Origin of the sequence: Streptomyces sp. CB09001, from assembly GCF_003369795.1 — a bacterium.
Taxonomy (GTDB): domain Bacteria; phylum Actinomycetota; class Actinomycetes; order Streptomycetales; family Streptomycetaceae; genus Streptomyces.
In genome coordinates this window covers 7,057,575-7,071,309 of record NZ_CP026730.1, presented here as the reverse complement: position 1 = coordinate 7,071,309, position 13,735 = coordinate 7,057,575, and the positions used below count along the sequence as shown (strand labels likewise).

Genomic DNA, 13,735 nt, shown 5'->3' with positions numbered 1-13,735 from the left:
GCGCGGCGTCCGCTCAGCTGTGCGGGACCACCGCCACCGGGCACTCGGCGTGGTGCAGCACGCCGTGCGCCACCGAGCCGATCCGGGCGCCGACGGCCGTACGGCGGGCGCGGCGCCCGACGACCATCAACTGGGCGTTCGCGGACACCGACAGCAGCACCTGGCCCGCGCTGCCCATCTCCACGTGCTCGACCACCGGCACGTCGGGGAAGCGCTCGCGCCATGGTGCGAGCGCCTCGCCGAGCGCCTTGCGCTCGTACTGCTCCAGGCCGCCGGCCTCGTCCGCGAGGGCCATCGAGCCGGGGCTGTAGGTGAAGACCGTCGGCAGGGCCCAGGCCCGCACGGCGCGCACGGTGGCGCCTCGCGCGGCGGCCGCCGCGAACGCGAACCCGATGACGTCGGCGCTGTCCTCCGGCTCGCCCTGCTGGCCCACGACGACCTCGCGGCCCCCGGCCTCGGCGGCGGCCCGGTCACCGGCCCGGACGAGGACGACGGGCCGGGTCGCCTCGGCGATCACCTGCTGGCCGACCGAGCCGAGCAGGAAGCCGACGACCGCGCCGTGGCCGCGCGAGCCGAGGACCAGCGTCTCGGCGTCGGCCGCGGCGGCGAGCAGGACCGCCACGGCGTCGCCCTCGCGGACGTCGGTGGTCACCGTGAGACCGGGATCGCGCTCGGTGACGGTGCCGACCGCCCGGGCGAGGGCGTCCCGCGCCCACCCCTCCTGCGTCTCCCGGTCCACCGCACCGGCCACGCCCTCCCCCTGGAACCGCCAGGCGTGCACGACGTGCAATGGCGCGCCGCGACGGACCGCCTCCCTCGCCGCCCAGGCCAGTGCGGCCAGGCTCTCCTCCGAACCGTCCGAGCCTGCCGTGATCGGGCGCGTCATGCGGGTCCCTCCCTGGGTCGCGGGAACGTCGTTCTCGGAGCCCAGTCTTCCCCAAGCCGTCCGGACGGCCGCGCGGGGGGAGCGGACGGACGCCGGCGGCCCGCCCCCGCCGCCCGAGCGAGGACCCGCGATCGAACATACGATGGCCGCAGGCCGGTGCGGTGACGGGGACGCCGTGCCGTGAATCCGGCCGCTCGACGTGGGGGATGTATGGCACAGGCCGACGGGGAGACACGGACCGTCATCATGACCGTGGACGACGATCCGGGGGTGTCCCGCGCCGTCGCCCGCGACCTGCGGCGGCGCTACGGCGCGACGTACCGGATCGTGCGCGCGGAGTCCGGCGAGTCGGCGCTCGGCGCACTGCGTGAACTGAAACTGCGCGGCGACCTGGTGGCCGTGATCCTGGCCGACTACCGGATGCCGCAGATGAACGGCATCGAGTTCCTGGAACAGGCCCTCGACGTGTACCCGGGCGCCCGGCGGGTGCTGCTGACGGCGTACGCGGACACCAACGCGGCGATCGACGCGATCAACGTCGTCGATCTGGACCACTACCTGCTCAAGCCCTGGGACCCGCCCGAGGAGAAGCTGTACCCGGTCCTGGACGACCTGCTCCAGGCCTGGCGCACCGGCGACCACCGGCCGGTGCCCAGCACCAAGGTCGTCGGGCACCGCTGGTCGGCACGGTCCTCGGAGGTCCGGGAGTTCCTCGCCCGCAACCAGGTGCCCTACCGCTGGTACTCCTCGGACGAGCCGGAGGGGCGGCGGCTGCTGTCGGCGGCCGGGCAGGACGGGCACCGGCTGCCGGTGGTGATCACACCGGACGGGACGCCGCTGGTGGAGCCGGAGGCGCCCGAGCTGGCCGCGCGGGTGGGTCTTGCCACCACGCCGGCCTCGGACTTCTACGACCTGGTGGTGATCGGCGGCGGCCCGGCCGGGCTCGGCGCGGCCGTGTACGGGGCCTCGGAGGGGCTGCGGACGGTACTGGTGGAGCGGTCGGCGACCGGCGGGCAGGCCGGGCAGAGCTCCCGCATCGAGAACTACCTCGGCTTCCCCGACGGCGTGTCCGGCGGGCAGCTGACCGAGCGGGCCCGGCGGCAGGCGGCGAAGTTCGGCGCCGAGATCCTCACCGCGCGCGAGGTCACCGGCCTGGAGGCGAACGGCGCGGCGCGCGTCGTCCGGTTCTCGGACGGCTCGGCGATCGCCGCGCACAGCGTCATCCTGGCGACCGGCGTGTCCTACCGGCAGCTGACCGCTCCGGGCACCGAGGACCTGGCCGGCTGCGGCGTGTTCTACGGCTCTGCGCTGACCGAGGCGGCCTCCTGCCAGGGCCACGACGTGTACATCGTCGGCGGTGCCAACTCGGCCGGGCAGGCGGCGATGTACCTGGCCCGGGGCGCCAAGTCGGTGACGCTGCTGGTGCGCGGCGGCTCCCTGGAGGCGTCGATGTCGTACTACCTGATCCAGCAGATCGAGGAGACGCCCAACATCCGGGTGCGCTGCTCCACCGTCGTCGAGAGCGCGCACGGCGACGGCCACCTGGAGCGGCTGACGCTGCGCGACGCGGAGAGCGGCGCCACCGAACTCGTCGACGCGCAGTGGCTGTTCGTGTTCATCGGCGCGGCCCCGCTGACCGGCTGGCTGGACGGCACGGTGCTGCGGGACGAGCGGGGCTTCATCCTCGCCGGGCCCGATCTGACGCCCGACGGGCGGCCGCCGGCCGACTGGGAGCTGGACCGGCCGCCGTACCACCTGGAGACCAGCGTCCCGGGCGTCTTCGTGGCGGGCGACGCCCGTGCGGAGTCCGCCAAGCGGGTCGCGTCCGCCGTCGGAGAGGGAGCCATGGCAGTGATGCTCGTCCACCGGTATCTGGAGCAGTCGTGAGCGGGCGGCCGATGCCGTGCAGCCCCGAGGAGATCGGGAAGCTGTTCCTGTTCGAGAAGCTGACGCCCGAGCAGTTGGGCCGGCTGTGCGCCGAGGGCCGGGTGGAGCTGTTCGACCCGGGCCCCGTGTACGCGGAGGGCGAGGACGCCACCTGCTTCTACGTGCTGCTGGAGGGGACGGTCGTGCTGACCCGCCGGGTCGGCGGGGACGACGTGGAGACCAACCGCACCTCGCAGCGCGGGGTGTACGCGGGCGCGATGCAGGCGTACGTCGGCGACCGGGTGCCGCAGGTCTACAACAACTCCATGCGGGTCACCGAACCGACTCGGTTCTTCGTGTTGCCGGCGGACACGTTCGCGGCCGTCATGCGGGAGTGGTTCCCGATGGCGGTGCATCTGCTGGAGGGGCTGTTCTTCGGCTCCAAGAACACCCAGCGCACCATCGGCCAGCGCGAACGGCTGCTGGCGCTGGGCTCGCTGTCCGCCGGTCTGACGCACGAGCTGAACAACCCGGCGGCGGCCGCGGTACGGGCCACCTCGACGCTGCGGGAGCGGGTGGCGAAGATGCGGCACAAGCTGGCCGTGATCGCCGAGGGGCCGTTCTCCCGCGAGGCGCTCGCGGGGCTCATCGAGGTCCAGGAGCGGACGGCGGAACGGGTGGCCAAGGCGCCCTCGCTCAGCCCGCTGGAGGCCGCGGACCGGGAGGACGAACTCGGCGACTGGCTGGAGGACCACGGCATCGAGCACGGCTGGCAGCTCGCGCCGACCTTCGTGCAGGCCGGTCTGGACACCGAGTGGCTGGAGCAGGTCGCGGCGGCCGTGGACGAGGAGATCCTGCCGGGAGCGGTCGGCTGGCTCAACTACACGGTCGAGACCGAGCTGCTGATGAACGAGATCGCGGACTCCACCGCCCGCATCTCCCACCTGGTGGACGCGGCCAAGCAGTACGCGCAGCTGGACCGGGCGCCCTACCGGACGGTGGACGTCCACGAGCTCCTCGACAGCACGCTGCTGATGCTCTCCGGGAAGATCGGCCCGCGGATCGGGGTCGTCAAGGAGTACGAACGCACGGTGCCGCGGGTCCCGGCGTATCCGGCGGAGCTGAACCAGGTGTGGACCAACCTGATCGACAACGCCGTCGCCGCGGTGAACGACGCGGGCGGCGAGGGGACGCTGACCGTGCGCACCGCGCTCCACCACGACCGGCTGCTGGTGGAGTTCCGCGACACCGGCACCGGGATCGCCCCGGAGATCCGGGAGCGCATCTTCGACCCGTTCTTCACCACCAAGCCGGTGGGCGAGGGCACCGGGCTCGGGCTGGACATCTCCTGGCGGATCGTGGTCGACAAGCACCACGGCAGCCTCCAGGTCGAGTCCGTGCCGGGCGACACCCGTTTCCAGGTCCTTCTGCCGCTCACCGCCGCGGAACCCGACCCGACCGGACCCGCCGAACCCACCGATCCGACCGACCCGACCGATCCGACCGATCCGACCGATCCGACCGAGGAGCCGGTATGACCAGCGACACCGGAATCGATCCCACCGTCCCGCCGAGCGGCCCCGGCTGCGTCGAGTGCGACGCGGTCGGGGGCTGGTGGTTCCACCTGCGGCGCTGTGCGAGCTGCGGCCACGTCGGCTGCTGCGACAGCTCGCCGGGACAGCACGCGACCGGCCATTTCCGGTCCACCGGGCACCCGGTGGTGCAGAGCTTCGAGCCGGGCGAGGAGTGGTACTGGGACTACGCGACCAGCGAGGTGCGCGAGTCGGGCCCGGACCTCGCCCCGCCCGGCAGCCACCCGGCCGGCCAGCCGTCCCCGGGCCCGGCGGACCGGGTCCCGGCGGACTGGGCGGCCTCCCTCCACCGCTGACCCGGCCACACGACGCGCCGCCCCCGGCCGATCCGGCATCCGGGCGTCCGGGAGCGCAGAGCGGTGCGCCGCCACTCCGCACCCGGCGGGAAGGCGCACCCGCGGCCCGGACCGTCCGTCCCCGCGAGAGCGGACTCCCCGTGCCCGGCTGTTGCCGTCGCCCGGCCCGCGGGCCGGGGGTACGGGCGGGCCGCGAAACCGGGGGACCGCTGTCGGACCCACGTGTCAGGATGGGCGGTGTGCCGCTGACCTCACTCACCAGCCCGCTCGTCGGCCGCGAGGACGAACTCGCGCGTCTCACCGGCGTACTGGAACGCGCCCGCGCCGGTGAGGCCCGCGCGGTCCTCGTCGCCGGGGACGCCGGGGTCGGCAAGACCCGGACCCTGGACGAGGCCGCCGGGCGGGCCGCCGCGGCCGGGACGACCGTGCTCACCGGTCACTGCGTGGACCTGGGCGACGTGGGCCTGCCGTATCTGCCGTTCACCGAGATCCTCGGCGTGCTGGCCGCCGACGAGCGGTTCGCCCCGGTGCTGGCCGGGCATCCGGTGGCCGACCGGCTGCTTGGCGGCGGGCCGGACGACGGGACCGACGCCGCGCCCTCGCGCCTGAGGCTCTTCGAGGGCGTGGCCGCCCTCCTGACCGACTTGGCCGACGTCGCACCGCTGCTGCTGGTGCTGGAGGACCTGCACTGGGCCGACCAGTCCTCCCGGGACCTGCTGAGGTTCCTGCTCGGGCGGGGGGTCCTGCAACGCCCGGCGGGCGGGGCGCCGGGCCACCGGCTCGCGCTGTTCGCCTCGTACCGGGCGGACGACCTGCACCGCCGCCATCCGCTGCGCCCGCTGCTGGCCGAGCTGGTGCGCCTGCCCGGCGTGGAGCGGCTGGAGCTGCGGCCGCTGGCCGACGCCGACGTGGCCCGGCTGGTGCGCTCGCTGCGCCGGCGGCGGCTGCCGGACAGCACCGTGCGCCGGATCGTGGAGCGGGCCGAGGGCAACGCCTTCTACGCCGAGGAGCTGGTCGCGGCCACGGACGCGCCGGCCGGGGGCGTGCCCAGCGGGCTGGCCGACGTCCTGCTCATCCGGTTCGAGCAACTGTCCGAGACCGCCCAGCAGGTGCTGCGCACCGCCGCCGTGGCGGGCCGCCGGGTGGGGCACGACCTGCTGCGGAACGCCGTCGGGCTGCCCGAGGAGGAGCTGGAGTCGGCGCTGCGCGAGGCGGTGGAGCGGCAGTTGCTGGTCTCCGGCGACGGGGACACCTACTCCTTCCGGCACGCCCTCGCCCGGGAGGCGGTCTACGCCGACCTGCTGCCCGGTGAACGGGCCCGGCTGCACGGCGCGTTCGCCCGACTGCTCGCCGGTCCCGACCGCCGGTCCGACAGCGCGGCCGAGCGCGCGCACCACTACCGCGAGAGCCACGACCTGCCCGAGGCGCTCGCCGCCTCCCTGGAGGCCGCCGACCACGCCCAGCGGGTCGGCGCCCCCGCCGAGGAGCTGCGGCACGTCGAGGCGGCGCTCGACCTGTGGACGGCGGTCGACGCCACCGCGCGGCCGGCCGGACCCGACGTGGTGACGCTCACGCTGCGCGCCTCGGCGGCCGCCGTGCACGCCGGTGAGCTGCACCGCGCGGTCTCCCTCACCCGCTCCGCGCTGGCCGGCCTCGGCCAGGACGCGGACCTGGAGCTGGCCGCCCGCGTCCGCTACACCCTGGCCGACAATCTGCTGAGCGTCGACAACCTGGAGTCCGCGTACGCCTACAGCAGCGAGGCGCTGGGCCTGATCCCCGCCGAACCGCCCTCGCCGACATGGGTGTGGGCGGCGGCCACGCATGTGACGGCGGCCCGCCAGGTCGGGGAGAACGAGACGGCGCTGCGGGTGGCCCGCCGGGCGCTCAGGGCCGCCGAGGAGCTGGCGGTCACCGACGCCCGCGCCGATCTGCTGATCTCGCTGACGAGCCTGGAGGGCGGCAACCGCTCCACCCCCGAGGGCCGGGAGCGGCTCCTGGAGGCACGCGCGCTGGCGCGGCGGGCGGGCAACGCGCCCGTGGAGCTGCGGGCGCTGTTCAACCTCGCCATCGGCTGCTTCGAGTCCGGCGACCTGGAGGAGTGCCTGCCCTGGGCGTCGGAGGGTCTGGACCGGGCCCGTCGTTCCGGGCTGCTGTCCTCGCCCTACCCGCGGGAGATGCGGTATCTGCGGCTGCTGGCGCGGTACACGCTGGGCCACTGGGACGAGGTGCTGCGCGAGTCCGCCGAGGATGCCGGGGAGCGGTCGGCCCTGGACGGTCACGCCCTCGGGCCGGCGCTGTACGTGGCGCTGGCGCGCGGCGACTCGGAGGTGGCCGACCGGGCACGGGCCCTGCTGAACGGGCCGTTCGACTGGATGGCGCGGATGGTCGCGGGCATCGTGCTGACCGACGCGGCGGCGCTGCGCGGGGACGCGGAGGACGCCGTGCGGTGGATGCGCTCCAGCGTCGAGACGCTCACCGAGGCGGGTACGCGGCCCACCGTGACCCTGCGGCTGGCCACCCTCGCGCTGTCCGCGGTCGCCGACACCGTGACCGAGCTGCGCCGGGCCGGGGACGACTCCGGGGTGGCCCGCTGGTCGGACACGGCGGCCGAGCTGCTGGCCGACGCCCGCTGGTCCGCCGGACACGGGTACGACGGCGGCCCGCAGGGCCCGGAGGGCCAGGCGTGGCTGGCGCGCGCGGAGGCCGAGTGGTCCCGGATCGTCGGCGCCGCGCCGGACCCGGCGGCCTGGGAGAAGGCGGTGGCCGCCTTCACCTACGGCGACGCCTACGAACGCGCGCGGTGCAGGCTGCGGCTGGCCGACGCCCTGCTGGCGGCCGACCGTCGCGAGGAGGCGGCCGCCGAGGCCGGCACCGTACGCCGGGAGGCCGACCGGCTCGGCGCGACGGTGCTGCGCGAGCGGGTCGACGACCTGGTCCGGCGCGGCCGGCTCGCGGGCCCGGCACGGGCCGGGGCAGGGGCCGCGGTGCTGACCGCCCGCGAGCAGGACGTCCTGCGGCTGCTCGCGCTGGGGCACAGCAACCGCCGGATCGGGGAGGAGCTGTTCATCAGCGCCAAGACGGCGAGCGTCCACGTGTCGAACATCCTCGCCAAGCTGCACGCGGCGAGCCGTACGGAGGCGGTCGCGGTCGCCCACCGGCAGGGCCTGGTCGCCCCGGAGCCGACGTCGTCGCACTGAGGCGGGCCCGGGGAACCCCCGCGGGCCGGCGGACGTTGACCCGGCACCGACATCCACGCCCAAAGCGCCCACCACGACACAGGACGGCACGATGAGCGACTTGGTCCCCGGGGGCAACGTCCCTCTGCCGGGCGGCCCCGTGAGCATAAGGGTGCCCGGCGGCTTCGACGTGTCGGCGCTCGTCACGGACGACGGCGGCAAGGTCGGCGGCGACGAGGACTTCGTCTTCTTCAACCAGCCGGAGGCACCCGGCGCGAGACTGCGGGACGACACGCTCACCGTCGATCCGGCGCGGCTGCGGCCGGGCGCCACCCGCGTGACGGTGGCGGTCGGCCCGTCGGACCCCGGCACCCCGCTGAGCGCGCTCCCCTCCCCCACGGTCCGCGTCACCGACGCCCGCGGCCGGGCCGTCGCCCGGTTCACCCCCGCGCGCCCCGGGCGGGAGACCGTGCTGCTGCTCGTGGAGTTCTACCGGCGCGGCGAGGGCTGGAAGGTGCGCGCCCTGGGGCAGGGGTACGCCGACGGACTCGCCGGTCTCGCCCGGGACTTCGGCGTGGAGGTGACCGACGACGCGCCGCCGGAGCCGGCCAGGGCACCGGAACCGTCCACGCCCGGTGCCGACCACGACGGATTCCTGGACCTGGTCAACTCCGCCCGTGCCGCGGCCGGTTCGCCGTCCGTACGGCCGGACCCCCGGCTCCTCTCGGCGGCTCGCGCGCACGCCGCCGCCATGGCCGCCGCGGGCACCCTGAGCGTCGAGACCCGGGACGGCGTCTCGGTCCACCAGCGCGTCGTCACGGCCGGGTTCGCGTATCTCGCCGTCGGCGAGCACCTGGTCTCGGGCCCGCGCACGCCCGCCGAGTTCGTCGCGTACTGCCTGCGCACCGAGCGCACCCGGCGCACGCTGCACGACGGCCGCTTCACACACGCCGGGTGGGCGTACGTCACCGGCGGGCCCTCGGGCGACACGTACTGGACGGCGCTGTGGGCCGTGCCGCTCACCCCGGACGGCCTGGCCCGCACGACGGCGGAGGTCGTCGGCCGCACCAACCGGGAGCGGGCCGGGGCCGGGCTGCCCGCCCTGGCCGTCGACGCCCGGCTGACCGCCGCGGCACAGGCGCACAGCGCGGACATGGTGGCCCGCGACTTCTACTCGCACACCGACCCGGACGGCGGCAAGCCGTGGGACCGGGCCGCCGCCGCGGGTGCCCGCCGGCGCACGGTCGGCGAGAACATCGCCTGCGGCCAGCGCTCCCCCGCCGAGGTGGTGGAGGGCTGGATGAACAGCCCGGGGCACCGCGCCAACATCCTCAAGGCCGACTTCACGCACATCGGTGTCGGTCTGGCCGGCGGCGGCCGGGCGGGCACGTACTGGACGCAGCTCTTCGGCGGTTGAAGGATGACCCCATGAAGGGTGACCTCTTTTCCAGCGAGCACATGGTGCGGCCCGCCACGGCGCCGGGCATGACCGTCGAGAACTCCAAGTGCATCCGTTACGCCGTGAACGGCGAGATGCTCGCCCGGCAGGGCGCGATGATCGCCTACCGCGGCAGTCTGCAGTTCGAGCGCAAGGGCCAGGGCGTGGGCGGCATGCTCAAGCGCGCGGTCACCGGGGAGGGACTGCCGCTGATGGCGGTGCGCGGACAGGGCGAGGCCTGGTTCGCGAACGAGGCCCAGAACTGCTTCGTCGTCGAGGTGGAGCCGGGCGACGAGTTCACGGTCAACGGCCGCAACGTGCTGTGCTTCGACGCGTCGTTGTCGTACCGCATCGCCACCGTGAAGGGCTCGGGGATCGCCGGTGGCGGACTGTTCAACAGCGTCTTCACGGGACACGGCAGGCTGGGCCTGGTGTGCGAGGGCGATCCACTGGTCATCCCGGTCTCTCACCAGTACCCGGTATACGTCGACACGGACGCGATCGTCGGCTGGTCCGCGGGGCTCGCGACCTCCCTGCACCGTTCGCAGTCGATCGGCTCGATGCTGCGCGGCGGTTCGGGCGAGGCCGTACAACTGGTGCTCCAGGGCGAGGGCTTCGTCGTGGTGCGGCCGAGCGAGGCGACCCCGCAGAAGCCACAGCAGCACTGAGCCCTCCCCCGGAAGGAAGACTGCCTTGATCGCGATCACGGAGATCGAAGCCGCCGCCGAGCGGATCGCCGGACATGTCGTACGCACCCCGACCGTGCCCAGCCCGGGACTGTCCGCGCTGCTCGGCGTGCCGGTCACCGCGAAACTGGAGCTGCTCCAGCGCACCGGTTCGTTCAAGGCGCGCGGCGCGACGGCGAAACTGCTGTCCCTGACCGAGGCCGAGCGGGCCGCGGGCGTCGTCGCGGTGAGCGGCGGCAACCACGGGATCGCGGTGGCGGTGATGGCCGCCGCCCTGGACGTGAAGGCCACGGTGGTCATGCCGCGTACGGCGCCGGCCCGTTCCGTGGAGATCGCCGAGGAGGCGGGCGCGCTGGTGCGGCTGACCGACGGCATGGACAGTGCCTTCGCGCTGGTCGCCCGGCTCCGGGAGGAGGGGCTGACCCTGGTCCACCCCTTCGACGACCCCGTGGTGGTCGCGGGGCAGGGCACCGTGGGGCTGGAGTTCGCCGAGGACGCCTCCGACCTCACCGACGTGCTGGTCAGCATCGGGGGCGGCGGGCTGATCGCGGGTGTGGCGGCGGCCCTGCGGGCGCTGCGGCCCGGGGTGCGGGTCTGGGGGGTGGAGACCGAGGGCGCCGAGGCCATGTCGCGGGCGCTCGCGGCGGGCGGGCCGCTCACGGTGCCCCTGTCGTCGGTCGTCACCACGCTCAGCGCGCCGTCCGTCTCGCGGCTGACGTACGACCATGTGTCGGAGCTGGTCACCGAGGTGCTCGTGGTGCCGGACCGGGAGGCCGTGCGGGGTTCCCTCGCGCTCGCCGAGCACGCCAAGGTGTGGACCGAGCCGGCCGCCGGCTGTCTGCTCCCGGCGGCCCGGCGGGTGGTGGAGCGGGTGGGGGACGACGCCCGGGTCGGGCTCGTGGTGTGCGGGGGCAACGCCACGGTGGGCGACATGGCGGCGTGGGCGGACCGTTTCGGCCTCCGCTGACGTCGGGCCGGGCCCGGAACCGGTGGGCCGGAACCGGCGGGCCCCGTTCTTGAAGAAGGGTCAGAAACGGGGCCGGGACGCGCGTTCGCTGAACACACCCCGGTGCCCTCGACGTACCTCTGGTCGAGCGAGGAACCGGCGGTGCGAACGAGGGATGGCCATGGGCAGGGCGCACGTCTCCACACACGAGCTGGTCGCCGGACGCTACCGCCTGTTCGAGGTCGTCCAGCGCGAGACGAACCGGGTGTGCTGGTCCGGGGAGGACGCCACGACGGGCCGCCCGTGCCTGGTCACGCGGATCGGGCTGCCGGAGGGCCGGGCGGGGGACGCCGCCCGCAGGGCCCCGGGCCGGGTGATCCGCACCGGCGAGGCCATGGCGTCGCTGTGCCCCGGGCGGATCGCCCCGGTCCTGGACGCGGTGGTCGCGGACGGCGCGCTGTGGACGGTGACGGAATGGGTCGCCGGTGTGCCGCTCGGCGACCTCCTCGACCGTCGGGGCGCGTTCAGCTACGCCCGGGCCGCGCGCGTCGGTCTGGAACTGCTCGCGGTGCTGGAGGCGGCGCACACCCACGGCGTGACGCACGGCGAGCTGAGCCCGGGGCAGGTGTTCGTCCGCGAGGAGGGGTCCGTCCTCGTCACCGGCTTCGGACTGGCCGGCGCCACCCTCGCCCCACGGCTGACCGAACCCGCGTACGCCTCGCCCGAGCAGGCCCGCGACGAGCGGATCGGGCCCGCGGCCGACCTGTGGACGCTGGGCGCGATCCTCTACACGATGGTCGAGGGCCGTCCGCCGTTCCGTGACCGGGGCCGGCCGGAGGCGACGCTGAAGGGGGTGGACCGGCTGCCGCTGCGCACCCCGGTGCGCGCCGGTCCGCTCGCCCAGGCCGTGCAGGGACTGCTGCGCAAGGACTCCCGGGAACGGCTGACCCGCCCGGTGGCGCGCGCGGCCCTCGCCCGGGCGCTCACCGAGGACCTGGGCACCACCGTGGCCGAGGTGACCACCAGGCCCGGGCTGCGCGGCGTGTACGCGTCCGCCCGGAAGGCGGGCCGCGACCGGTCCCGGCGGACCGTGGCCGCGGGGACCGCCCTGGCTCTCGTGACGGCCGCGGTCGCCGTCCTCACGGTTCTCGCCGTCACCGACGGGCTCCCCGGGGCCGGCGACGGCGCCGCCACGGGCGCCCGGCAACGCCCTTCGGCGTCCGCCGCCCCGCCCCCCGGGCCCTCGCCCGCCTCCCCCTCCCCCGCGCCCCCTCTGCGCCCTCGTCCCCGCCGGCCGGCCGAGCGCGAGCACCTCGCCCTCGGAGCCGGGCGTCCCCGCACCGGCCGGGTTCCGCCGCTACGACGCGCCGGAGGGCTTCTCCGTCGCCCTTCCCGCGGGTTGGGAGCGCCTGGACACCTCAAGCGCGCCGGGTGGCGCGTACCGGGTGGTCTTCGGCGCGACGGGCGACCCCCGCACGCTCGCCGTCACCTACAGCAGGCGCGCGGGCACGGACCCGGTGGCCGTCTGGCGCGACGACGTCGAGCCGGGCCTCGCACGCTCGGACGGCTACCGTCGGGTCGGCGAGATCCGCGCGACCACCTACCGGGGGCGGGAGGCGGCCGACATGGAGTGGCTGGTCCGGGACGACGGCACCCGGGTCCGCACCTTCGGCCGCGGCTTCCTGCTCGGCGGCGGACGCAGCTTCTCGCTGCGCTGGACGACACCGGCCGGCGACTGGGACGACAGCGCGAACGAGCGGGCGCTCGCCGTCTTCCTCAAGACCTTCCGGGAGGACACGACCTGACCCCTTCCGCCCCGTTTACACCTGTTTTCCCTCGGGCGGGGCGGGGACCCGGCCGCCATGGCACACATCGGATACACGATGATGACCGAGCAGGCCGGCCCGCGGGAACTCGTCGGCCATCTGGTGCGGGCCGAGGAGGTGGGATTCGACTTCTCGGTGACCTCGGACCACTACTTCCCCTGGCTGCGCGCGCAGGGGCACTCGCCCTACGCCTGGAGCGTGCTGGGCGCCGCGGCGCAGGCGACCTCCCGCATCCCGCTGATGACCTACGTGACGTGTCCGACGTTCCGCTACCACCCGGCGGTGGTGGCGCAGAAGGCGGCGACGCTGCAGTTGCTGTCCCAGGGCCGGTTCCGGCTGGGGCTCGGCTCGGGCGAGAACCTCAACGAGCACGTGGTGGGCGGCGGCTGGCCGTCCGTCGACGTGCGGCACGAGATGCTCCGGGAGGCCGTGGAGGTCATCCGGGCGCTGTTCGGGGGCGGCCACGTGAACCACCGCGGCACCCACTTCGACGTGGAGTCGGCCCGGCTCTGGGACCTGCCCGAGAGCGCGCCCCCCATCGGCATCGCCGTCTCCGGCGAGCGTTCCTGCGAGCTGGCGGGCGAGTTCGCCGACCTGGTGATCGCCACGGAGCCGAAGGCGGGGCTGCTGGAGTCCTTCGACCGGCACGGCGGAAGGGGCAAGCCGCGCGTGGGCCAACTGCCCGTCTCCTACGACCCCGACCGGGACACGGCGATCAAGCGGGCCCACTCGCAGTTCCGGTGGTTCGGCAGCGGCTGGAAGGTCAACTCCGAACTGCCGCACCCCGACTCCTTCGAGGCGGCCACCCAGTTCGTGACGCCCGACGACGTCGCCGCGTCCATCCCCTGCGGCGACGACCCGGACGCCTTCGTGGCGGCCGTACGCCCGTACGTCGAGGCCGGGTTCACCGACGTCGCCCTGGTGCAGATCGGCGGCGAGTCGCAACCCGCCTTCCTGGACTGGTCGGAGAAGACCTTGCTGCCCGCCCTGCGGGAGGCGTTCGGGCGCGGCTGAAACGCGGGG

12 protein-coding genes and 1 pseudogene are annotated in these 13,735 nt (G+C 75.0%); 10 read left to right on the top strand and 3 right to left on the bottom strand.

What is annotated here, in order from left to right:
• Positions 1-13: 13 nt before the first annotated feature.
• On the bottom strand, positions 14-886 hold the full coding sequence (locus C4J65_RS32465) for a universal stress protein (RefSeq protein WP_162833459.1): 873 nt from the start codon (positions 884-886) through the stop codon (positions 14-16).
• A gap of 210 nt (positions 887-1,096) precedes the next feature.
• On the opposite strand from C4J65_RS32465, the gene C4J65_RS32460 reads away from it, so the two are divergent.
• The 7 genes from C4J65_RS32460 (at position 1,097) to C4J65_RS32430 (ending at position 10,907) form a co-directional block, all read left to right on the top strand.
• On the top strand, positions 1,097-2,773 hold the full coding sequence (locus C4J65_RS32460; RefSeq protein WP_115745639.1) for an FAD-dependent oxidoreductase: 1,677 nt from the start codon (positions 1,097-1,099) through the stop codon (positions 2,771-2,773).
• Entirely contained in the window at positions 2,770-4,290 is a 1,521-nt protein-coding gene (locus C4J65_RS32455; RefSeq protein ID WP_115745638.1) for an ATP-binding protein, read from the top strand. The genes C4J65_RS32460 and C4J65_RS32455 overlap by 4 nt, the downstream gene beginning before the upstream one ends.
• Positions 4,287-4,640 carry a UBP-type zinc finger domain-containing protein gene (locus C4J65_RS32450; protein WP_115745637.1) on the top strand — a complete coding sequence of 118 codons (354 nt, stop codon included), beginning with the start codon at positions 4,287-4,289 and terminating at the stop codon, positions 4,638-4,640. The genes C4J65_RS32455 and C4J65_RS32450 overlap by 4 nt, the downstream gene beginning before the upstream one ends.
• A gap of 230 nt (positions 4,641-4,870) precedes the next feature.
• The gene (locus tag C4J65_RS32445; RefSeq protein WP_115745636.1) at positions 4,871-7,837 is read left to right on the top strand and encodes a helix-turn-helix transcriptional regulator; all 2,967 of its coding nucleotides are present in this window, start codon (positions 4,871-4,873) and stop codon (positions 7,835-7,837) included.
• A 91-nt stretch (positions 7,838-7,928) separates the two neighbouring features.
• Positions 7,929-9,233 carry a CAP domain-containing protein gene (locus C4J65_RS32440; RefSeq protein ID WP_115745635.1) on the top strand — a complete coding sequence of 435 codons (1,305 nt, stop codon included), beginning with the start codon at positions 7,929-7,931 and terminating at the stop codon, positions 9,231-9,233.
• A gap of 11 nt (positions 9,234-9,244) precedes the next feature.
• Positions 9,245-9,922, top strand: coding sequence for an AIM24 family protein (locus tag C4J65_RS32435; RefSeq protein ID WP_115745634.1), 678 nt, complete (start codon positions 9,245-9,247; stop codon positions 9,920-9,922).
• Between the two features lie 25 nt (positions 9,923-9,947).
• A complete protein-coding gene (locus C4J65_RS32430; protein WP_115745633.1) occupies positions 9,948-10,907 on the top strand; it encodes a threonine/serine dehydratase in 960 nt (319 codons plus the stop codon).
• 204 nt (positions 10,908-11,111) lie between these two features.
• Here C4J65_RS32430 and C4J65_RS37260 read toward each other — a convergent pair whose 3' ends face one another.
• Positions 11,112-11,282, bottom strand: coding sequence for a hypothetical protein (locus C4J65_RS37260; protein ID WP_346265890.1), 171 nt, complete (start codon positions 11,280-11,282; stop codon positions 11,112-11,114).
• Between C4J65_RS37260 and C4J65_RS37255 the strand changes: the two are divergent.
• A pseudogene (locus C4J65_RS37255) lies at positions 11,281-11,775 on the top strand (protein kinase); the annotation flags it as partial. The gene C4J65_RS37260 and the pseudogene C4J65_RS37255 sit on opposite strands and share 2 nt — an antisense overlap.
• On the opposite strand, the gene C4J65_RS37250 reads toward C4J65_RS37255, so the two are convergent.
• Positions 11,673-12,044: a hypothetical protein gene (locus C4J65_RS37250; RefSeq protein WP_346265889.1), complete on the bottom strand. Its 372-nt coding sequence runs from the start codon at positions 12,042-12,044 to the stop codon at positions 11,673-11,675. The pseudogene C4J65_RS37255 and the gene C4J65_RS37250 sit on opposite strands and share 103 nt — an antisense overlap.
• 287 nt (positions 12,045-12,331) lie before the next feature.
• Here C4J65_RS37250 and C4J65_RS37245 point away from each other — a divergent pair, with 287 nt between their 5' ends.
• Together C4J65_RS37245 and C4J65_RS32420 are read left to right on the top strand one after the other, a co-directional pair.
• Complete coding sequence (locus C4J65_RS37245) at positions 12,332-12,691, top strand: serine/threonine protein kinase (RefSeq protein WP_346265888.1); 360 nt, start codon at positions 12,332-12,334, stop codon at positions 12,689-12,691.
• A 57-nt stretch (positions 12,692-12,748) separates the two neighbouring features.
• Positions 12,749-13,726, top strand: coding sequence for an LLM class F420-dependent oxidoreductase (locus tag C4J65_RS32420; protein ID WP_115745632.1), 978 nt, complete (start codon positions 12,749-12,751; stop codon positions 13,724-13,726).
• Positions 13,727-13,735: the final 9 nt, after the last annotated feature.